The sequence below is a fragment of the Pseudoalteromonas sp. S3260 genome (assembly GCF_005886925.1).
Lineage (GTDB): Bacteria > Pseudomonadota > Gammaproteobacteria > Enterobacterales > Alteromonadaceae > Pseudoalteromonas > Pseudoalteromonas tetraodonis.
The window spans coordinates 1-22,443 of sequence record NZ_PNCV01000079.1 but is presented as its reverse complement, the minus strand read 5'-3'; the positions used below and the strand labels follow the sequence as shown (position 1 = coordinate 22,443).

General features: G+C 42.2%; 20 protein-coding genes. 4 read left to right on the top strand and 16 right to left on the bottom strand.

The genetic code is table 11. The features are described 5' to 3' along the window. Window positions 1–20: 20 nt before the first annotated feature. From ftsA to mraZ, 14 genes are read right to left on the bottom strand one after another with little or no spacing between them, the layout of a single operon-like run. Entirely contained in the window at window positions 21–1,253 is a 1,233-nt protein-coding gene (gene ftsA / locus CWC14_RS13515) for a cell division protein FtsA (protein ID WP_013464060.1), read from the bottom strand. 13 nt (window positions 1,254–1,266) lie between these two features. Continuing rightward, complete coding sequence (locus tag CWC14_RS13510) at window positions 1,267–2,028, bottom strand: cell division protein FtsQ/DivIB (protein ID WP_138563349.1); 762 nt, start codon at window positions 2,026–2,028, stop codon at window positions 1,267–1,269. Window position 2,029: 1 nt separating this feature from the next. After that, entirely contained in the window at window positions 2,030–2,950 is a 921-nt protein-coding gene (locus CWC14_RS13505; protein ID WP_138563347.1) for a D-alanine--D-alanine ligase, read from the bottom strand. After that, window positions 2,947–4,356, bottom strand: coding sequence for a UDP-N-acetylmuramate--L-alanine ligase (gene murC / locus CWC14_RS13500; RefSeq protein ID WP_216712925.1), 1,410 nt, complete (start codon window positions 4,354–4,356; stop codon window positions 2,947–2,949). Before murC ends, CWC14_RS13505 begins: the two co-directional genes overlap by 4 nt. Window positions 4,357–4,398: 42 nt before the next feature. Then, window positions 4,399–5,475: an undecaprenyldiphospho-muramoylpentapeptide beta-N-acetylglucosaminyltransferase gene (gene murG, locus CWC14_RS13495; protein WP_138563345.1), complete on the bottom strand. Its 1,077-nt coding sequence runs from the start codon at window positions 5,473–5,475 to the stop codon at window positions 4,399–4,401. Continuing rightward, entirely contained in the window at window positions 5,472–6,647 is a 1,176-nt protein-coding gene (gene ftsW, locus CWC14_RS13490; protein WP_008465286.1) for a cell division protein FtsW, read from the bottom strand. Before ftsW ends, murG begins: the two co-directional genes overlap by 4 nt. Then, window positions 6,644–7,978: a UDP-N-acetylmuramoyl-L-alanine--D-glutamate ligase gene (gene murD / locus CWC14_RS13485; protein ID WP_138563343.1), complete on the bottom strand. Its 1,335-nt coding sequence runs from the start codon at window positions 7,976–7,978 to the stop codon at window positions 6,644–6,646. The genes ftsW and murD overlap by 4 nt, the downstream gene beginning before the upstream one ends. After that, window positions 7,979–9,061, bottom strand: a complete 1,083-nt coding sequence (gene mraY / locus CWC14_RS13480) for a phospho-N-acetylmuramoyl-pentapeptide-transferase (protein ID WP_008110692.1) — start codon at window positions 9,059–9,061, stop codon at window positions 7,979–7,981. Then, window positions 9,055–10,443 (bottom strand): UDP-N-acetylmuramoyl-tripeptide--D-alanyl-D-alanine ligase, encoded by a 1,389-nt coding sequence (locus CWC14_RS13475; RefSeq protein ID WP_036981322.1) that lies wholly within the window; start codon window positions 10,441–10,443, stop codon window positions 9,055–9,057. Before CWC14_RS13475 ends, mraY begins: the two co-directional genes overlap by 7 nt. Beyond that, a complete protein-coding gene (gene murE / locus CWC14_RS13470; protein ID WP_171036853.1) occupies window positions 10,440–11,918 on the bottom strand; it encodes a UDP-N-acetylmuramoyl-L-alanyl-D-glutamate--2,6-diaminopimelate ligase in 1,479 nt (492 codons plus the stop codon). Before murE ends, CWC14_RS13475 begins: the two co-directional genes overlap by 4 nt. Continuing rightward, entirely contained in the window at window positions 11,911–13,728 is a 1,818-nt protein-coding gene (locus CWC14_RS13465; RefSeq protein WP_138563341.1) for a penicillin-binding transpeptidase domain-containing protein, read from the bottom strand. Before CWC14_RS13465 ends, murE begins: the two co-directional genes overlap by 8 nt. Beyond that, window positions 13,725–14,051 (bottom strand): cell division protein FtsL, encoded by a 327-nt coding sequence (ftsL, locus tag CWC14_RS13460; protein ID WP_008110697.1) that lies wholly within the window; start codon window positions 14,049–14,051, stop codon window positions 13,725–13,727. The genes CWC14_RS13465 and ftsL overlap by 4 nt, the downstream gene beginning before the upstream one ends. After that, the gene (gene rsmH / locus CWC14_RS13455) at window positions 14,048–14,986 is read right to left on the bottom strand and encodes a 16S rRNA (cytosine(1402)-N(4))-methyltransferase RsmH (protein ID WP_138563339.1); all 939 of its coding nucleotides are present in this window, start codon (window positions 14,984–14,986) and stop codon (window positions 14,048–14,050) included. The genes ftsL and rsmH overlap by 4 nt, the downstream gene beginning before the upstream one ends. A gap of 28 nt (window positions 14,987–15,014) precedes the next feature. Further along, the gene (mraZ, locus tag CWC14_RS13450; protein WP_008110699.1) at window positions 15,015–15,473 is read right to left on the bottom strand and encodes a division/cell wall cluster transcriptional repressor MraZ; all 459 of its coding nucleotides are present in this window, start codon (window positions 15,471–15,473) and stop codon (window positions 15,015–15,017) included. A gap of 574 nt (window positions 15,474–16,047) precedes the next feature. On the opposite strand from mraZ, the gene CWC14_RS13445 reads away from it, so the two are divergent. From CWC14_RS13445 to CWC14_RS13435, 3 genes are read left to right on the top strand one after another with little or no spacing between them, the layout of a single operon-like run. Next, window positions 16,048–16,365 carry a hypothetical protein gene (locus CWC14_RS13445; protein ID WP_008110700.1) on the top strand — a complete coding sequence of 106 codons (318 nt, stop codon included), beginning with the start codon at window positions 16,048–16,050 and terminating at the stop codon, window positions 16,363–16,365. Between the two features lie 5 nt (window positions 16,366–16,370). Beyond that, window positions 16,371–16,811: a hypothetical protein gene (locus CWC14_RS13440; RefSeq protein ID WP_138563337.1), complete on the top strand. Its 441-nt coding sequence runs from the start codon at window positions 16,371–16,373 to the stop codon at window positions 16,809–16,811. A 13-nt stretch (window positions 16,812–16,824) separates the two neighbouring features. Continuing rightward, complete coding sequence (locus CWC14_RS13435; protein WP_008110702.1) at window positions 16,825–17,067, top strand: hypothetical protein; 243 nt, start codon at window positions 16,825–16,827, stop codon at window positions 17,065–17,067. Between the two features lie 22 nt (window positions 17,068–17,089). On the opposite strand, the gene CWC14_RS13430 is transcribed toward CWC14_RS13435, so the two are convergent. Beyond that, window positions 17,090–17,935: a pirin family protein gene (locus CWC14_RS13430; RefSeq protein ID WP_138563335.1), complete on the bottom strand. Its 846-nt coding sequence runs from the start codon at window positions 17,933–17,935 to the stop codon at window positions 17,090–17,092. A gap of 243 nt (window positions 17,936–18,178) precedes the next feature. On the opposite strand from CWC14_RS13430, the gene CWC14_RS13425 reads away from it, so the two are divergent. Next, complete coding sequence (locus CWC14_RS13425; protein WP_138563357.1) at window positions 18,179–21,217, top strand: bifunctional diguanylate cyclase/phosphodiesterase; 3,039 nt, start codon at window positions 18,179–18,181, stop codon at window positions 21,215–21,217. A gap of 23 nt (window positions 21,218–21,240) precedes the next feature. Here CWC14_RS13425 and CWC14_RS13420 read toward each other — a convergent pair whose 3' ends face one another. After that, window positions 21,241–22,188, bottom strand: a complete 948-nt coding sequence (locus CWC14_RS13420) for a YihY/virulence factor BrkB family protein (RefSeq protein WP_076922448.1) — start codon at window positions 22,186–22,188, stop codon at window positions 21,241–21,243. Window positions 22,189–22,443: the final 255 nt, after the last annotated feature.

Below are 22,443 nucleotides of genomic sequence, written 5' to 3'. Positions count from 1 at the left end.
TTTACTCTCCGACTTGAGTACTAAAACTCGCCTTGAAACCATTTTGTGATGCGGTTCCACCAATTATTATTATCATCCGCTTTCGACTTTTGTGCATTCATCGACTGCATAGTACGCCCGTATTGTAACAAACCTACAGCGGTTGCGTACGATGGATCATCAACATAATCAGTTAAACCTACTACACCAATTGGTTTACCTATTCTTACTGGCATCTGAAAAATATCTTCAGCCACTTCCATTGCGCCAGTCATTTTAGCAGTTCCGCCAGTAATGACGAGACCTGCTGCAATTTGGTCTTCTAATCCTGAACGACGAATTTCTTCCATCGCCAGTTCAAATAATTCTCTAAAACGTGGCTCAACCACTTCTGATAACGTGTGCCTAGACATCAGTCTTGCTGGTCGCCCACCTACGCTTGGCACTTCAATCGTGTCTTCGCTGCTCGCCATTTGGCTACTTGCACAGGCATATTGTACTTTGAGTGACTCAGCATGTGATATAGGTGTACGAAATATTTTTGCAATATCACCGGTTACTTGGTTACCTGCCACCGGAATAACCGCCGAATGACGCAGCGCACCATTAATATAAATAGTGATATCCATAGTACCACCACCAATATCAAGCACCGCAACACCTAACTCTTTTTCGTCATCCGTCAGTACGGAATAACACGAAGCAAGCGCTGTGAATATAAGTTGGTCAACTTCAAGCCCGCAACGTTCAACACATTTTTCTATATTTTTAGCCATGTCGTTGGAACAGGTAATAATGTGCGCGCGTGCTTCCATGCGCACACCGCTCATGCCGAGTGGGTTTTTAATCCCCTCTTGCATGTCAATGCTGTACTCTTGCGGCAAAGCATGCAACATTTTGCGTTCAGCTGAAATTGGCACTGAACGAGCAATGTGTATTACATTTTCAATGTCTTCATCGGTTACTTCGGTGTTATTAATAGCCACAACACCGCTTTCGTTCTGACACTGAATATGCTTGCCAGAAATACCCAAATAAACCGAGCTAATACGACAATCAGCCATCAATTCGGCTTCATCTATAGCGCGGCGAATAGACTCAGACACTAAATTTAAATCGTTAACACCGCCTTTATCCATTCCATGAGATACTTGGCTCCCCACGCCAACAATGCTGAGCTTGTTATCTGTGGTGATTTCACCTACCGTGGCCACTACTTTAGAAGTGCCAACGTCTAATCCAATCACTAGGTTTCTTTCTGCTGACTTAGTCATGCCTTACTCTTTATTATAATTGCTGTTCTTGCAGTGGCTTATAGCTCACTGCAAGGCCGGTATCGTAGCGTAAATCAATTGCATCTATCTGTGCATCAGCACGTTTTTCTATACGTGAATAAACGTCTATAAAACGTTGTACACGTTTGGCTTTATCTTTGCGTCCTAAATTTAAACGCACACCGTTATCTAACCAAAGTTGCCACGAAAACCGCTCAGATAGCGCAAGGCTAGTGAGCGTTAATGCATTGACTTTGAGCATTTCATCAAACTGTTTAAACGCTACCCATGCTTCTTTTTCACTGCCCTCTGGCCCATATAGTTGGGGTAAAGTGACACTTAATTTATCACTTTTTGCTTCAAACGCGTCACCGCTTTGATTAATCAGCAAGTCACTATTCCAGTGAGCAACTGCTTGATGTTCTACCACGTAAACTTGAATGGTATCAGGCCATTGCTTTCTTACCGATACCGTTGCAACCCAAGGCAGCTCTTGTACTAAATGCTGAACTTGCTTTACGTTTAGCTCAAAAAAACTACTTAAATCTGCTTTTTTTATTGCCGCTGTTATTGCTTTTTCATCGGTGTACTTAGGGTTCCCCAGCACCGTTAAATGCTTAATTTGTGCATCTTTATTTTCAACTAACCAGTGCGAAACCCCACTGGTTATTTCAATTAACCCTATCACCACGGCTAGAAAAAAACTCACTCCAAAAATCAGCGACCAGTTAAGTTGCTGTTTTAGTTGCTGCGCTTTCTCTAAAAAGGGATGCATATTAAAGGGTTTGCTCCAAAATGCGAACAACTAATTGCTCAAAACTTGCCCCGTTGGCTTTTGCTGCCATTGGCACCAATGATTTTTCTGTCATGCCTGGTACGGTATTCACTTCTAGTAAGTAAAAATGCCCTTGTTCATCTTGCATCGCATCGACTCGTCCCCAGCCACTTGCACCCACTAAATCAAACGCATCAAGCGCCATCGCTTGTAATTTTTGAGTATCCGATAGTGATAAATCAGCAGGGCAATGATATTGCGTACTACTTGACTGATATTTAGCTTGGTAGTCATAAAATCCGTTTGGGGTGCTCATTTCAATCACAGGTTGTACTTCATCACCCAAGACCGTAATGGTAAATTCACGACCCGTTATCCACTGCTCCACCAATACTTGGCTGTCGAACTTAAATGCATTAGTGAGCGCATCTTCAAGTTCTTCTGCAGAGCTTGCTTGCGCCATACCGATACTGGAGCCTTCGTGCGATGGCTTAACCATTACCTTTTTAAATTGCGCCATAATAGCATTGGCATCAAAGCCTTTTTTAGCATCAACCACAGCGTACGGTGCAGTGCTTAAACCTGCCGATTTAAACAAATGCTTACAACGAATTTTATCCATTGCCAGTGCCGAACCCAGAACATTACTGCCGGTATACGGCAGGTTCATAAATTCTAAAGCACCTTGTACCGTGCCGTCTTCACCACCACGCCCATGTAAAGCAATAAAAACGCGATCAACCTTTAACTCATTTAATTCCCATAACGAACGATTTTGTGGATCAAACGCTATCGCATCAATGCCAACGTCTAACAGCGCATTTAATACCGCTTGACCAGATTTTAATGACACGTCACGCTCTGCTGAATTTCCACCTAGCAGCACCGCCACTTTACCAAACTGGGAATTTACCTGTGTCATACTTCACCTTGCTTTAATTTTTCTATCGACATATTCGTGGCTGCTAAATTTTTAACAAGCTGACCTATGTTACCCGCACCTTGTGTGAGCACTAGGTCGTTATTTTGTAGGCAGTTGGCAAGTACGCCCGCAAGCTCTGAGCTTGAGGCTACATGTAATGGCTCTTTGCCACGCTGGCGCAAACTACGGCATAAACTTTTACTATCGGCGCCAACAATCGGCTCTTCGCCAGCACTGTAAACATCGAGTAATAAAAGCTGATCAACCTCAGCCAATACCTTAACAAAATCTTCGTATAAATCGCGAGTACGCGTATAACGGTGCGGCTGATACACCATCACTAAACGCTTATCAGGCCAGCCTTCCCGTGCTGCGGTGATAGTAGCGGCCACTTCTGACGGGTGATGACCATAGTCATCAACAAGCATCACGCTGCCGCGTTCATTTTCAAATTCACCGTAGTGCTGAAAACGACGGCCAATACCTTCAAAAGTATCTAAAGCCGCTAAAATTGCATGATTCGCAATATTTTGATCTTTAGCCACGGCAATCGCTGCGGTTGCATTAAGGGCATTATGTTTACCCGGCATATTCAGCTTGGCGGTTAAACTCTCACCTTGTTTATTAGTCACCGTAAATTGGCATGTGTTCGCTGTTTGGCTAAAGTCACTCATTCGATAATCAGCCTCGTGTGACTCACCGTAAGTGATCACCGGACGACCAAAACGGGGGATCAATTCAGCAGCAACGTCTGAATCAATACACACCACCGCTAACCCGTAAAACGGCAGGTTATGAATGAATTCAACATAAGTATCTTTCATTTTTTCTAAACTACCGCCGTAGGTTTCCATGTGATCTTCTTCAATATTAGTGATCACCGACACCATAGGCTGTAAGTGCAAAAATGAGGCATCGCTTTCATCTGCTTCGGCGATTAAAAAGTCACTTTTACCTACCTTAGCATTGCTGCCAGCACTGTTAAGCAAACCACCAATAATAAAGGTTGGATCGAGCCCGGCTTGTGCATAAATGCTCGCAATTAAGCTGGTTGTGGTCGTTTTACCATGGGTGCCCGCAATGGCGATACCGTGGCGAAAGCGCATCAGTTCAGCTAACATTTCTGCACGACGAACCACCGGAATACGCGCAGCTTGCGCGGCTTGAATTTCAGGATTTGTTTTATCTATTGCACTTGAAACCACCACCACATTGGCGTCTTTTACGTTATTTTCATGATGGCCAATAAATACTTCAGCACCGGCTTTAATTAAACGCTCAGTCATTGCGCTGTGAGCTATATCTGAACCGGTAATACGGTAACCTTCAAAAGCAAGTACTTCTGCAATGCCACCCATGCCTGCACCGCCAATCCCTACAAAGTGAATAGTTTCAATGCGGCGCATCGCTGGGCGTGTATATTTTTCTTTTGCTAATGTTTGTTTCACTTATGTTCTCTTATTTGTTACTTGCTCACAGTGCATCGCTACGCTTGCTGTGGCATCTAAAATAGCTTGCTGTTTTGCTTTGCCTGCCATTTTAGTTATTAATAAAGGTTCGGCTAAATAGGGGCTTAAAAGTTCAACAATACTGCGCTGATTAAATTGCCCTTGTGGCATTAATAACGCCCCTTCTGCCATTACTAAATACTGTGCATTGGCTGTTTGATGGTCATCAACCGCGTGTGGAAACGGCACAAATACCGCCATTTTACCCGCTGCGGCAATTTCACTTACCGTAAGCGCACCCGCACGACAAATCACAATATCTGCCCAGCTATAAGCGGTATCCATATCATCAATAAATTCAGCAACGGTCACTTGCTCATTGCCCATTTGTTGCTGCTGGTAACTTTCACTTACACTAGCAAGGTGCCCTTTACCGGTTTGATGCCAAATATTAATGGCACAAGTATCATTTAAGCGCTTAAATGCTTCAGGTAGTGTTTGGTTAAGTACTTGCGCACCTAACGAACCACCCACCACTAAAATATTTATAGGGCTGTTTACTTCGCGCTTAGGTATATCAACCACGCTCTGGCGTACAGGATTACCTACCAGCTCTGCTTTGCCATTGGCAAAAGCACTGGGGAAAGCCGCTAACACGCGATTAGCACATTTAGCCAACCACCTATTACTCATGCCTGCTACGGCATTTTGTTCGTGAATCACCAAAGGAATACCCAGGCTTTTTGCCGCAATACCTGTTGGGCCAGTTACATACCCCCCCATTGCTAAAACGACATCAGGGCGTTGTTGTTTTAATACCTTACGCGCCTGCAATATTGCATTAATAACCATGAATGGCGCTTTAATAAGGCGTTTTAAACCATTCCCTCGCACGCCTTTTACGTCAATAAAATCAATTTCTATGTTGTGCTTGGGCACGACACTGGCTTCCATTCTATCTGGGGTACCTATCCAGCTAACTTGCCAACCTTGCTGTTTGAGATAATCAGCAACGGCAATCCCTGGAAAAATATGTCCACCTGTGCCCCCTGCTACAACGACTATTTTTTTACTCATCGCTTAGCTCCACCTGACGTGGCTTGTTTCGTTGCCATCTTGGTCTCAAAATCTACACGCAATAAAATACCGGTTGCTATGGTCATCATTAATAAACTTGAGCCACCATAAGAAATAAACGGCAAGGTTAATCCTTTGGTTGGTAAAATACCGGCACTGGCGCCCACATTCACCATAGTTTGAAACGCAAACCAAATACCAATTGCTAAGGCTAAGTAGCCTTCATATTCTTTGCCGTTTTTAAGCGCGTTTTGGCCAATGAGTAAAGCTCTAAATACTAAAGTACCGAGTACCATTAAAATACTCAGCACCCCCATAAAACCTAACTCTTCAGCAATAACAGCAAAAATAAAGTCGGTGTGCGCTTCTGGTAAATATTGTAATTTTTGTACGCTGTTTCCTAGGCCTTGGCCAAACCAATCGCCTTGACTATAAGCCATTAGTGATTGCACTAATTGGTAGCCTTTGCCAAAAGGGTCATCCCAAGGTTCTAAAAAGCCAACCACACGCGCCATACGATATGGCTCTAACACAATAAGCCCAACCACTAGCGCAATACCGGTTAAAATAAGTGCAAAAAACTGCCAAAGCTTGGCACCGGCTAAAAACAACAAACCAACCGTAGTAACAAACATCACCACCACAGTCCCTAAATCGGGCTGCATTAAAATAAGTGCTGCATAAACTGCAAATACCGCTATGGGTTTAGCAAAGCCTTTTATGTTTTCTTGAACTTCATTGCGCTTACGTACTAAGTAGCCTGCGATATAACTAAAGAAGAACAACTTAGCGAGCTCCGAGGCTTGAATATTAAACGGTCCTACGGGTATCCAGCGGGTCGAACCATTGACTTCACGTCCTACAATAAGTACCACTAATAACAGTACTAAACCGATTAGTAATAAATAGGGGTTAGCTTTTTTCCACCACGACATAGGTACTTGAGTACTAATGCAAAATAAACAAAACGATAGCCCTAAAAAAATGCCATGGCGGATAGTAAAATGATAAATATTACCAAACAGTCTATCGGCTGTCGGCATTGAGGCACTGGTTACCATCACAAAGCCCACACCAATCAGCATTAGCATGCAATAAAGCAGTGGCACATCATAAAGCTGCGCTGAAGGTTTAGGGGTGAGAGCCTCTTTAATATCCGCAAAAGCAATCATGACTGCCCCTGCAATACACATTGCACAAAATCATCGCCGCGTTGCATATAATTGTTATACATATCAATGCTGGCACAGGCAGGTGCGAGTAAAACGGTATCGCCCGATTTACTTAATTGCTTTGCAAGCGCCACAGCCTCAGACATATTATTGGTTAAATGGCCTTTAGCACTGAGTGCCACTAAATCTTTGGCATCTTTACCAAAACAAATCAGCGCTTTTACATGCTTTTCAATATAAGGCTTTAACACCTCTAAATCAGCACCTTTAGCATCACCACCAGCAATCACCACTAGGTTTTTGTGCTTACCCGCTAAACTATCTATTGCCGCCACTGTTGCGCCTACGTTGGTGGCTTTAGAGTCGTTAAAGTATTTAACGCCATTAAACTCACCCACAAACTGACAACGGTGCGCTAAGCCATTAAATTGAGATAATGCGGTTTTGTAGTGCGCCTTAGTAATTGCAAATGGGCTGAGTAATGCCATCACTGCCAAGGTATTTAAATAGTTATGCTTACCCACAACGGCTAAAGCACTTACTGGTAAATAAGCTTCGTCCTTTACCATAAAGTGCGCTTCGTTATTGTGCTGTGCTAAGTGGTAATTGCCTTGTGTTTCACCAAAACTCAGTTGTGGTGCTAACGTGCGACTCACAGGGTGTGTTTGCTTATCGTCAGCATTAATCACTAAGTGTTCAGCACCGTTATAAATACTTAATTTTGAATCTATGTAGGCTTGGTAACTATCATAACGATCGAGATGATCTTCTGAAATATTAAGCACGGTTGCACTGGTGGTTTTTAGGCTGCGTGTGGTATCAAGCTGAAAACTTGATAGCTCCAATACAAATACATCAAAGTCACCGTCAAGCAAATCCAGTACCGCTGTGCCAATGTTGCCACCGAGTGCCACTTTATAACCTGCGGTTTTTAATACTTCGTAGGCAAGTGTTACTACGGTTGATTTGCCATTTGAGCCTGTTACAGCAACGACTGGTTTGCTATTAATGCGCGCAAATAACTCAACATCACCAATCACTTCAACGCCTGCGTTAATTGCCTTCGCAACCGCAGGGTTTTTTAAGCCCAGCCCGGGACTAATAATAATCATATCGCAAGCACTGAGCGCCGCATTTTCTAAGTCACCAAAGTGAGTTTTTAATTGAGGTGCGTGCTGATTGAGCCAATCAACACCTGGCGGATTCTCTCTGCTATCGACCACATAAGGCTGTATTGATTGAGATAATAAAAAACGCACAATGCCCAGACCGGTTACACCGAGTCCGAGCACTGTTATGTGTTTATTTTTTATCTCGTTTAAATACTGCATTTATCGGATCTTTAATGTCGCAAGGCCAGCGAGTACCAGCACAATAGAAATTATCCAAAAGCGCACAATAACGCGTGGCTCCGGCCAACCTTTAAGTTCGTAATGGTGATGAATAGGCGCCATTCTAAAAATGCGTTGCCCACGTAATTTGTAAGAGCCAACTTGTAAAATTACCGATAGCGCTTCCATTACAAACACGCCCCCCATAATAATCAGTAACAGCTCTTGGCGAACAAGTACGGCAATAATCCCCAATGCACCACCCAGTGCTAATGAGCCTACATCGCCCATAAATACTTGCGCCGGATACGTGTTAAACCATAAAAAACCTAACCCAGCCCCTACAATAGCGGTACATACCACAACCAACTCACTCGCCAGTGGTAAATGCGGAATATGCAAATAAGCCGAAAAATTAATATTACCCGTTAAGTAAGCAATAATGGCCAGTGCTGCAGCCACTAAAATAGTAGGTACAATGGCTAAACCGTCTAGACCGTCGGTTAAATTAACCGCGTTTGACGTGCCCACCAACGCAAAGTAGGTGATCACGATATAAAACAACCCCAGCTGTGGCAGTACATCTTTAAAAAATGGCACAACAAGAGATGTTTCTGTCGCTTGTGTGCTGCTCATGTAAAGCGCAGTGGCTACAACCAGTGCAATTACCGATTGCCAAAAGTATTTCCACTTTGCAATAAGTCCTTTTGGATCTTTACGGATCACCTTACGGTAATCATCAATAAAGCCCACAATACCTAATGAGCCAATTACAAATAAAGTGGCCCATACGTATTTATTAGACAAGTCTGCCCATAATAATGTGCTGGTAAAAATAGCCCCTAAAATAAGTAAGCCACCCATGGTCGGTGTACCCGATTTAGATAGGTGCGATTGCGGACCATCATCACGTACTGTTTGCCCTATTTGCATGCGTTGCAGCGCACGAATTAACTTAGGACCAAAATACAACGACATCATCAATGCAGTTAAAATACCTAAAATGGCACGCAGGGTTAAATACGAAAAAACATTAAAGCCACTATAATATTGAGTTAAATACTCAGCCAGCCAAACTAACATGATGATACTCCATTGATGGCTTGTTGCTGGCCATTAACTAAATCGGTTACTAAAAGCTCCATGCGAGAACTGCGTGATCCTTTCACGACAAGGGTAATTTTTTTATCTACTTTGCTAATGCTATTTTGAATTTGCTGCAGCATTTGCTCACGATTAGAGAAATGGCGATTTGGCAGCCCAAATACATCACTGGCACATTTACTTAATACTCCGAGTGTAAATAACTCATCAATGCCTTGCGCTAATGCGTATTCACCGACTTCTTGATGATATTTACGTGCATCTTCGCCAAGTTCACCCATATCACCGAGTGCCAAAATACGATGACCTTGAATATCACTAAGTAAATCAATCGCAGCTTTCACCGACTTTACGTTGGCATTATAGGTATCATCAATAATAGTGAGTGAATCACTGGCTTCAATTAGGTTAACCCGTCCTTTAACTTCACCCATGGTCGCTAACGCGCTGGCAATTTCCTCAAGTGACACGTCAAACTCACTGGTTAACGCCGCAGCAATAAGCGCGTTACTAATATTATGTTTACCTGGCAGTGCTAACTTAACCGGCACACTGTGTTGCTTGGTGCACAAAGTAAAGCTTGCGCGAGCTTGTGCATCTAGGCTGATGTCTTCAGCCCAAATATCGAGCTTTTCACTACTCGAAAAACATTTAATATTGCGCGTTGCTAACTTATCAAGCCAATATTGACTAAAGTCACTATCGCAATTGACGATGGCGATGCCATCCTCTTTTAATCCGTCGTAAATTTCGCCTTTTGCTTGTGCCACACCCTGCAGGCTACCAAAGCCTTCCAAGTGGGCAGCAGCAACATTACACACCACAGCTACATCCGGTTTGGTCATCGCGGTGGTGTACGCAATTTCACCTATGTGGTTAGCGCCTAATTCAATAACCGCAAAGCGATGTTGTGGCTCTAATCTGAGTAAAGTTAACGGTACGCCAATGTCGTTATTAAAATTACCTTTAGTGGCTAATACATCCCCTTTACTTGATAAAATAGCGGCACACATTTCTTTAACTGTGGTTTTACCTACGCTGCCAGTAATAGCGATAGTTTTAGGTGCAACTTGCGCCATCACTGCTGTACCAATTGTGCCTAATGCAATACGGGTATCGGCAACTACAAATTGAGCAATATCGGTATCAACAGCGTGATCGACAATCACGCCTATAGCGCCTTTTTGTTTTGCTTGTTCAATAAATTTATGACCATCAAAATTTGGGCCCTTAAGCGCCAAAAACACTTCACCATCACACAAAGTACGGGTATCGGTGTTTATATTTATCACCTTGCGATTATCACCTTGATAATCGGTTGCTAGCACATTAGCTAGCCAATCAAAATCCATTGGGATCATGCTTGAGACCCTCTTACTGCTTTTTTTAATTGTTGTTGTACAAATTGACGGTCGCAAAAATCGATGCGTGTATCGCCTATAATTTGATAGTCTTCATGCCCTTTACCGGCAATTAAAATAACCTCACCGGCTTTTGCGTTATCTATAGCAAATTGTATCGCGGCACCGCGTTCGGCCTCTAAATGAGCGTTTTCTGGATGCTCTAATCCCGCAGCTACACCATTAATAATGTCATTAGGGTCTTCAGAGCGTGGGTTATCACTGGTAATGATCACTTTGTCTGCAAACTGCTCAGCAGCTTGTGCCATTAGTACACGCTTTCCTTTATCTCTGTCGCCGCCACAACCAAACACACAACTCACGCCACCTGGTACATGTTGCTGCAGCGCTTGTAAGGCTAAAGCCAACGCATCTGGCGTATGCGCGTAATCAACAACGCAAGTAGGCATACTTGGCGCTGTAAATGCTTGCATCCTGCCGGCTACCGGCTGTAAATACTCACATCCTGCTACTAACTGTGTTAATGGATAGCCTAGCGCTAATAGCGTTGCTAACGCAGCCGTTAGATTATAAAGGTTAAATTCTCCAAACAGCGGTGATTTTATGGCAACATCACCCCAGCTAGTAGTTAATTGCGCCGAAATACCGGTTGCTGAATACTGAACATCTGAAAAATATACAAACTGTGCATTTTTAGGGGCTAAGTTTTTACGGCCATAACAAATAAGACTATTAAAGCTGTATTTTTCAATCCATTGTTCTGCTTGTCCGTCATCCTGATTAAGAATGACATGATCAGCATCAAAATCACGAAACAGCATCAATTTAGCATCACCATAGCTTTGCATATCGCCATGGTAATCTAAGTGATCGCGCGACAAGTTAGTAAACACAGCGGCTTTAAAATGGCATTGATCAACACGGTGCTGTACCAAACCATGCGATGACACTTCCATAGCAACCAATTGGTGTTGCTCATTTTTTAAGTCGCTTAAAATACGCTGTAAATCGACTGCTGAAGGCGTAGTATTTTGCAGTGGTGTTAAGTTATCTGGATGGCCGTAGCCTAAAGTGCCAATAATAGCGGCTTGGGTATGACAAAATTGCGCTAAATGAGCAATCATTGCTGTGGTAGTCGATTTACCATTGGTGCCCGTTACGCCAACTAAATCTAAGTGCTTGCTCGGTTGTTGGTAAAATTGACTCGCCAATACAGGCAGTTTCTTATTCAATTCTGAGACTAAATAAAGCGGCTCAAAATCACTTTCAAATTCACACAGTCTGTCGGCAATAATTGCACTGGCACCATTTTCAATTGCTTTACTAATAAAGTGCCCACCATCTAACTGGTGCCCTTTTATCGCCACAAACACATCACCTGGTTTTACATCGCGGCTATCTAAACGCAGCTCGTTTACCATTAAACGTGCTGCATCTATTTCTAAATGTTTTAAAATTGTGTGTAAATCACGCACCATCATCTTTGCCCTTCACGTATGCCACCGAGTCTTTGTCTGGGGCAACGTTTAAAATTCTTAATGAATTAGAGATTATTTCTGCAAACGCTGGACCTGCCGTTGCGCCGCCATAATAAACATCTCCACCGGGCTCGTTGATTAATACCACAACGGCTAATCGCGGGTTACTCGCAGGGGCAACACCCGCAAAATAACCCACATATTCGTCACCATAGCCCCCTGCGGCGGCTTTTTTAGAGGTGCCTGTTTTACCAGCAGCACGGTAACCATCCACTTTAACGCGGCGTGCGGTACCGCCTTCTTCAAATACGCTTTCCATCATATGGACAACGGCTTCAACATCTTCTTGTTGAAAGACACGCTCACCTTCAGGTATAGAATCTTGCTTTAGTACAGTAAGCGGACGATTAACCCCGCCTGCCCCTAACATGGCGTAAAAACGTGCCATTTGCGCGGTACTCACGGCAATATTGTAACCAAACGAGAGCGCTGCAATTTCGTGATCTGACCAACGGCGATTAGGGTAAAATAAGCCACTACTTTCGCCTACCATGCCAGTACCACTATCACTGCCAAACCCCACTTTTTGATACAGGCCCACAAAGTACTCTTTGGGTACTGTTTGGCTTATTTTGGTTACTCCCATATTACTGGAGTATTTTAAAATTTCGCGCAGCGTCATTTCGCCATGATTACGGGTATCTTGTACTAAGCTGCCTCCTAAGCGCATCCAGCCTGGGTAGGTATCAACTTTGTCATCCGGTTGGATTGTGCCGTAGTCTAATCCAGCTAAAATGGCTAGAGGCTTAACAGTTGAGCCGGGTTCAAACAAATCGGTAATAGCGCGGTTACGACGTTTATGAGGAGCCGCCCCGCTTAAGTTGTTAGGATTAAATGATGGGCTATTGACCATGGCCAAGACTTCACCGGTTTTAACATCTACTACCATGGCAGAACCTGAGGTCGCTTTATAAGTTAATACCGCTGATTTAACTGCTTTATAGGCAATGGCTTGAATTCGCTGATCAATACTTAGCTGAATGCTTTCAGGCTCTACTCGCTCGCGCTCATCAAGTACTTCAACTTCACGCCCTTGCGCATCTTTGCGAATGGTACGGCGACCTTCTTCACCGGTTAACGCGTTTTCATAAAGCTTTTCTATGCCCTCAATGCCTTTACCATCAATATTGGTAAACCCAATAACATGCGCACTTACTTCACCAGCAGGGTAATAACGTTTTGATTCATCTAATAAATGAATACCAGGTAGGCGTAAATCACCGATGTAATTAGCCACAGCGGGAGTCACTTGGCGTTTTAAATACACAAAGCGACGAGTAGGATCATCAAGTAATCGCGTGTTAATTTTACTAGGCTCAATGCGCAACACATCAGCCAATTCACGCCAGCGTAAATCATTTTTATAATACAGGGCGGTACGCTTATTTAACTCAGCAACATTTTCACGAAGCGTTTGCTGATCTTCACCATTTTTGCGTGCTTGCCTAAGTACTTTACTAACCAGTGATTTATGCAGAGCTTTAGGATCTGCATACACGCTTACCACAGGCACACTAACGGCAAGCTCTTTACCGTTACGATCGAAAATCATCCCGCGTTGCACATGCAGTTTTTCAATCCGTACCGTACGTTTATCGCTTTCAGAGCGCGCTTTATCAGGTTCAATTACTTGCAAGTACGCAGCACGCGATACCAAGGTCACAAACACTAAAAAAATCACCGCGCACACTAAAATAAAGCGCCATGCGATTAGGTTATTGACTGGTTTTTTGCCTCGCATTCTCATTGTAATATAATTACCTGCTCATCTTGGCTGGTTGGCCGCTTCATTTCGAGTTGTGACGTTGCCACTTCTTCAATGCGCGCATGTTGTGAATAAAACTCTTCTTCCACTAAAAAATAACGCCATTCTAAATCCAATTCGTCACGCTCTTGGAGCAACGAATCTTGCTCAATTAATTGCGCTCGAGAGAGATGAGTTACCTGCACTACACTCAAGCTTGATGCGAATATCACAACCAACAAGGCCAAGGTGATCTTGTTCGCACCTAGGCCTTTAATTATTTCAAGAAATAAATTGGGTTGGCGATAGCTCGCTTTTTTACTCATCCCAACCTCTGTGCGATCCTTAGCACTGAGCTGCGAGAGCGTGGATTACGCGCCACTTCATCAGCACTTGGTTTAATAGCTTTACCCACTGCTTTTAACGTCAGATTTTTATTTATTTGTGCGTCGGTTAAAGGCAGACCTCTGGGTATCGCTTCTCCCTTACTCTGTTTTTTAATAAATTGTTTAACAATGCGATCTTCTAAAGAATGAAACGAAATAACCACTAAGCGACCACCCGGCTTAAGAACTTTAATCGCCGCTTGTAATGCCGTTTGAATTTCCTCTAATTCGCTATTGATATAAATACGAATAGCCTGGAAAGTCCGCGTTGCAGGGTGTTTAAACTTATCTTTCACCGGTACGGCTTCATCGACTAAATCAGCGAGCTGCTTAGTGGTAGTGATTGGCGTGTGTTCACGCACTTCTAAAATTTTGTGCGCAATGCGTTTACCAAATTTTTCTTCACCTAGCTTTTTGATCACATGAGTAATGTCATCTAATTCAGACTCAGCTAACCACTGCGCTGCGCTGCGACCTGTACTTGGATCCATTCTCATATCGAGCGGACCATCTTTCATAAAGCTAAAGCCACGCGCTGCGTCATCTAGCTGCGGCGACGACACACCAATATCAAGTAAAATGCCATCAACCTGACCAATAAGATCGTTTTGCTCAGCTACCTCGTATAACTTTGAAAAACGAGAATGAGCAATTGAAAAACGTGGATCATCAGCAAACTTTTCAGCAGACTTTATCGCTTGTGGATCTTGGTCAATGGCCTGCAAACGACCGCTTTCACCTAAGCGCGCTAATATTTGCCCTGAATGTCCGCCACGTCCAAAGGTACCATCCATGTATATGCCGTCTGGCTTAATTGCAAGTGCATCTATGGTTTCGTCCATCAATACGGATACGTGTTCAAATTGCGCTGTCATTAGCTGTTATTTGCCTTTTATTTTGCTGCTAGAGGGTGAAGTTATCTAAATCGTCATTCGGTTCAAAATCACCGAGCCTTTCAAGCTCAGTGTCTTGGCGCATTTGCTCGTGCCAACGTGCTTCATCCCAAATTTCAAATTTATTCATTAAACCCACCAGCATAATTTTTTTGCCAAGTTCTGCATGTGAGCGCAATGAAGGCGCCAACAAAATTCGACCGTTTTTATCAAGCTGATACTCTGTCGCATTACCTAACAACATACGTTGCATCCGTCGTGCTCTAGGATTCATATTAGATATTTTTGCTAAACGGCTTTCTATTTCTAACCATTCAGCAAGAGGGTATAACCAAAGGCAAGGCTCATTGAGTGCAACGGTGCAAATTACCGTTCCCTGATCTTCAGACAATAGCGTATCTCGGTACTTAGTCGGTACCGCAAAACGTCCTTTATCATCCAAACTCAGTGAACTTGCGCCACGAAACATAAAAAGCCTATTGTAAATTTATTTTAATCAACTTTTTGATTAACCCGATCCAGTTTGATCCACTAAACACCACTTTTTACCACAGTGCTCCAGTTTAGGGCTTGACAAGCCTTTTTGTCAAGTAAGTCACCCAGCTTTAGCACCCCGCGAAGCCTGAAAAAATAAGGCTCCGATTAAAGCGGTTGAATTGTTTAATAAAAAATCTGATCAGCCAGTAAAAAATTTTTTATCGTTCTTTTTATTAGCTTGTTGGCATTATTTGCTTAATAAATAAACAGTGAATAATTACAATTTATTTGAGCCCTGCTGACCTTTGTGAATTAGAGTCTGTTCAAACTAGATGCGGTTTAATCGTGTCGCGAGGTTTGGAATCGAGTGGACAAAGAAAAAAATCAATCTCGAATGCTCAACACGTCCTAGTTTGTAAAAATTACAAACTATTGTCGCAATAGTTACAGTTATAAACCCACTCAAAATTCGTAAATAAAATACAATTCATATAAAACAACAGGTTAAAGACTGGTTTAATCATTGCATCTAAATAATTACTTTAAAAAACTATTAAGGATTGATTATGGCTACGGCAACGAAGAGCAAAACTCCTATTGATGCAAAACAAGAGATTGAAGCACCGCTAACAGATAAAGCGACATCAGCAGCGCATGACGCAGTTGATGCATTATCAAGCAAAGCGGCGGCGGCAGAAAGTGGCGTTCGTAAAGGCGCAAGCAGCTCAGCTGAAACGCTTAATGAAAAGCAGTTAGCCGCTCGTGAGAAACTAGCAGAGTGTTCGTCTAAAACGCGTCAACTCGCATCAGAAAACCCATTAGCAACGGCGGGTCTGGCGTTTGCTGCTGGTATGTTAGTTACAGCACTGTTTCGTCGTAAGTAATACTAATGCAAAACCAACACTCAACACCAAGTGAATCACAAGGGACAGATTCGCCGTCATCGGCAAAACACGCCGATGACTGGCAAGATCACGTTGCTAAGCTTGCTGACTATGCAGCGCAGCTCAAGGATGATTATCATCAACAAGGAAAGTTGACACATCAGCTGGCAATAGCAGAGTGGAAGCTATCGCTAAGATCCTTAGCACTGATCACCATTCTACTAGGATGTTTTGCCAGTGGCTTGGTGTTACTGTGGGTGGGGTTTTTAGGTATTGTAGGCTTTGCCACCTTTGATCTGTTTAGCTCTATCTGGCTGAGCATTGCAATGGTGATCAGCCTACAAATTTTATGCTTAGTTTGGCTGTGGCGAAACGCCGTTTATCTAAGCAAAAAAATTGGCTTTACTAAAACGCTAAATGGCCTAAGGCAGCTGCTTAAATTATAAGGCACACACTATTATGTTAATCAATTATTTGATCAACTCACCGAACGCTCGCGTGCAACAGCTAGATAAAGAAGTTGTTATGCGATCAGAACTAAAACGTCAGCATCTTGCAGCTATAAAATACAGAGCCAAACGCTTTGCAGCAACAAAAGTGGGGCTCGCCAGTGCGTTTGCAGCTGGCGCTGTAGTTGAGTCTGCTAAAGGTGATGCTAACACGATAAAAAAATACACTTGGTTATTAAAGCTACTTGCTTAAAAGTCATTCGCGCATCGATTTATCACGACAATGAGCCAAAAAAACCATTTTGATAATCGCTAACAGCCTGGCGAATTTCAGCCTCGGTGGTCATTACAAAAGGTCCCATATGCGCAATTGGCTGGTTAAGTGGATCGCCTGCTAAAATAAGAACCCCCGCCGCTTTCTGTGCCTGTAATGCAATGTCACTCAATGGTTCTAATATAAGTAACTTACCCGCATTAAACACGTCACCTGTCTGAGATATTAATGAGCCTGTATAAATATAAATCATTACTTTTTGCTGTTTTAAAGCCGGTAAATTAAGCCCTTCACCCGCAGGCAAAACTACATCGGCTATAGCGCCATTAGCAGCTAAATTTTGTAAGCTTGCAGCCAATTGGTGTGATTCAAATTGCCATGTCCCTGCTAAGGCTTTAAGTGAAACACCTTGTTGATTAGTAAAACTCGGTACTGGTTGCTCTGTGGTATCTTGGTATTGAGGCTCACGCATTTTTTGAGCACTTGGCATATTGAGCCAAATTTGAAAGCCATGTAAGCCTTTTTCAGCATCAGCAAGTGGCATTTCACTGTGCATAACACCGCTACCGGTACTCATCCATTGTACGTCACCCGCACGAATCGCCTTTTTGTTACCCATTTGGTCTTGATGTTCAAACCCGCCTTTTAAAATATAGGTAAAGGTTTCGATCCCCCTATGAGGATGAGGAGGAAAGCCACCAATATAATCAATTTCATCGTCAGATTTAAGCTCATCTATCATTAAAAATGGATCTAAATATTTACCATCAAATCCTGGAATACGACGAATATTAACACCATCCCCATCTTGGGTAGCATAAGCAGTTAGTACTTTGGTTATTTTCATTTTTTTTTGCCTAAAATAGGTTAAGTAAAAGTATAAAATATTAATTTATTATTATGACTTTACCCGAAAATTAATTAATAAATTTCAGTTATATACAATAAAAGTAAATTTAATATTTGCGATATAACCTTAGTACATTAAAGGTTATTTATGGTAGAATTATTGGTTAGAGTTTTACCCTATATTTATTTGGATACGATTATTTTTACTGCATCATTAAAACATCAGCTTTATCGACTACTTATGCTAATTTGCATGCCTGTAGCTGCTGTCATTTTAGTAACCTTGTGGTTTAGTCGTGACGCGGCTATTAAAGAGCACGAGAAAAAAGTGCGCTCTATCACTGAGTACCTAATTATCAAGCAGCAAAGCATGATTAATGATGTAGAGCATATTACTGAGTTTTTAGCAAAAAAGCAGAAAGACATTAAGTCTTTATCTTCTCGCTGCCCTTCGTATTTTTTAGATGTTAAGGCACTCAATGGCAATATCGCGAATATTGGTTTAGTAAACAAAGACGGCGATTTAATTTGTTCCTCAAATAATGATGCCCCTAATATCAACGTTAGTGATCGTCCCTACTTTAAAAACGCACTCGCCAGTAAAGAGTTTAGTATTGGCCATTTCCAGCACGATCGCAGCCTTGAAGCCCAGAGCATTAACTTTGCTTCCCCTATTCTTAATGAAAACAATGATATTGAAGGCGTGATAGTAACTGTAATTGCTTTAGACTGGTGGAGCTCGGCACTTAATAGCTTGAATTTACCGACAGAAGTTCGAGTCGCCATCACTGACTCTAATAATCTTATTTTAGCCAACTCCCCTTTTTCAGCCGATAGATTAGGTTATAAATTGGAAGAGTTTGATTTAGAACATAATTTACAAGCAGGTGTCATTTTTAAAGGAAAAGATGGTATCCGTAGAGTTTTTCATCAAACGACTCTCTATCGAGATGGCAATGACAATAAGCTCTCTATTTATATTACTCAACCAATAGATAAAACACTTGAGCGGATAGATATTAACTTTGTAAAAATGGTTTTAGGATTTTTAATGACCATTCTTCTTTTAGCTGTATTAGCTAGACGACTGGTCAATAAAAGCATTTTAAATCCGGTTAAAAGTCTAACGCAGGCGGTTAACCGCTTAGCGGCCGGTAATATGCCTCATGACGATGAGCAGCCCAATAGTCCTGAGCTAAATAGACTTTACCATCGTTTTAAATACATGGCCGAAACTCGCTTAACGGCTGAAGCATCCCTTAAACATAAGCATGACGAGCTCAATAGCCTGCTTAATGCATTACCCGATGCTTTTTTACGCGTAGATGTCAATGGCAATATTCTTGATACCGGTGGACGTACTAAATCGTTAAATTATAGCCATTCAACACCCCCTAAAAAATTATCGTGTTTATTCTCTGATGCTAATTTAAAACAAGTGCAAGGGTACTTAATACCCCTGAACGCCCCTGTCACTGTTGAGCTTGAACAAGAACAAGACAATCAGTTTTATGAAGCTAAAATTAGCCCAATGAAAAAAGCCGATGAGTTTATTATCGTTATTAGTAACATCACACAACGAAAGCAAAATCAAGAATCGTTGCATTTAGCGTCATTAGTTTACAACAACAGCAGTGAAGGCATGGCAATCACAGATGAAAATGGCGTTATTTATGATGTGAACCCTGCATTTTGTGAAACAACTTTGTATTCTCGAAAAGAAGTACTCAATAAAACGGTGAGTATTTTATCATCGGGTAAACACGATAAGCAGTTTTATAATTACATGTGGCAATCGCTCAATAAAACAGGGCGTTGGCAAGGTGAAATAACCAATCGTCGTAAAAATGGCGAGCTGTATGTTGAATGGTTAACCATCGATACTATTTACGATAAAAATAAAGCCCCGACTAGTCGTATTGCTATTTTTACCGACCTAACCGAGAAAAAACAAGCAGATGAATTAATTTGGCGACAAGCGCACTTTGATCATTTAACCGATTTGCCTAATCGATTAGAACTAAAAGAGCGCTTAAACCAACGATTCGCAAACCTTACCAATGCAGATCAAAAACTGGTCATTATGCTATTAGATATTGATCATTTTAAAGATATTAACGACACATTGGGCCACCATTACGGCGATAGATTACTTAAGTTAGTGTCGGAGCGAATTGTGCAAACGGCCAAAGAGGCTGACTTTGTAGCACGAATTGGCGGAGACGAGTTTGTTGTTGTATTTAGTGATTTACATGGCAGCGATAACATCAAAAAAATAGCAAAATCACTGCTACTTAGCCTTGCCTCCACTATTTTTATTGAAGATGAAAAAGTGTATATCAGTGCCAGTATTGGTATTGCCTGCGCGCCAGATGATGGCCAAAATCCAGAGCAATTACTTAAAGCCGCTGACCAAGCTATGTATAAAGCAAAAAATAGCGGCCGCAATGGCTTTGAGTTCTTCTCACATGATATGCGTGAAGATGCAAACGCAAGAATGCAACTACTCAAAGATCTTCGCTCAGCTATAGAACTAGAACAGTTTGAATTGTATTACCAGCCTATCGTATCGCTTGATGATTTACACGTTCATAAAGCTGAGGGGCTTATTCGATGGCAACACCCAGAAAAAGGCCTGATCAGCCCCGCTGACTTTATTCCCTTAGCTGAAGAAACTAGACAAATAAATGCGCTCGGTCAATTTGTATTTACTGAAGCACTGCAAACACTTAATGATATTAAAAAACACATTCAAGATGAATTTCAAATAAGCATTAACGTATCGCCGGTGCAGCTCGCAACCACAGACAGTGGTATAGACGATTGGTATGGCATGCTTGAGACAGCAAATTTACCTGCATCGAGTATTGTGGCAGAAATTACCGAAGGCTTGATGGTTAATCCTGAAGAACTGACCCAAAGCCGCCTAAAAGCCTTGGTTAAGTCAGGGATGCAATTGGCCCTTGATGACTTTGGCACCGGTTACTCATCGCTTGCTTACTTACAAGAAATGGATACCGACTACCTAAAAATCGATAAACGCTTTGTTGATAATATTCAAAAAAACAGCCAAGAGCTGGCCTTATGTGAAGCAATTATTATGATGGCTCACCAGCTTGGTTTAAAAGTAATTGCCGAAGGCATAGAAACAAAATTACAAATGGATTTATTACTTGAGGCCGGTTGTGATTATGGCCAAGGCTATTTGTTTTCAAAGCCGCTGCACAAAGCCTCGTTTATGCAGCTGATAACAACAAATCAAGTAATTAGTTTGAAATAAAAGTCATTTAGCCCTAATACTGGTTATTTTGTGTCGAGGTGGTCTGCTACATACGCACCTCGCTGCCCTCTTTTTTCATCTGGTCCAATGGTGCTGTCTTGAGCGGTTTGCTGCTCTAACGCAGCATTGATTGTGGCTCCCAAAATAATGATATAAGCGCTAATAAATAGCCACATAAGCATAATAACCACTCCACCTAAAGAGCCATATGTTTCGTTGTAACTAGCAAAATGAGATACATAAAATGAAAAGCCAAAAGATGCCACAATCCATAATACGGTGGCGGTGAATGAGCCCACGGTAACCCAGCGCCATTTAGCTGCTTTTCTGTGAGGCGCATAACGGTATAAAATTAATAATGCAAAGTTAAAGGTCAATGCCAGCAACGGCCATGATATAAGCATGATTAAAAAATCAATACTCTCTTTAATTCCGAGTAAATTAAGCGCTAGCGGTAATATACCTATAATTACCAGTGCTATTACAGCCACCACAATTGCACCCACTGAAAATAACAAACGCACAAGTTGCGCCTTTAAAAATGAGCGTTTTTCGTATTCGTGATAACTAATATTACATGCTGTGATCAACGCTTGGCTGCCCTTAGAGCTACTCCAGATAGTTAACAGTAAAGTACCCAGCGCACTAAGGCTTAAACTAGTTTGTGACTTTTGCGCAAGACTTGAAACTTGAGATAAAATAATTTCTTGAGTGCTTTGTGGTAATAACGCCATAAACTGACTTAAATACACACTAATATCATTCGGTGATGCAAAATAAGCATACACAGACACCAATGCCGCAATGGCGGGAAAAATAGCCAGTAACGCATAAAATGCCACGCCAGCCGCCACTAAAGATAAATTATCACGGCTCATTTGTTTTACTATTCGCTTTGCAATATCCCACCAGCCACGCAGAGGGATATGGTTAGGCTGCTTGGCTCTTTGGCCACGCTTAAAGTCACTCATAGCTAACTCCCTTTTCCCAATTAATTGCAAGATGTTTGCCAAACAAATACTGCTTGGTATTAGGGTCTGTTGACCTTTCAAGGTTTAATTTGCAGCAGTCTGTTTGGTATTTAGGCAAGGCAGCGCCTATGTGGTGTGGTATTCCCCATAAATAGGCGATAACGCAGCATCAATGCCAAACAGGCGCTGCCCGAAGGGTTCTGCCTAGGGGCGATTTACTCTTTGTTGCTTGGTTTTTACTTAGCCCCCAAGGTT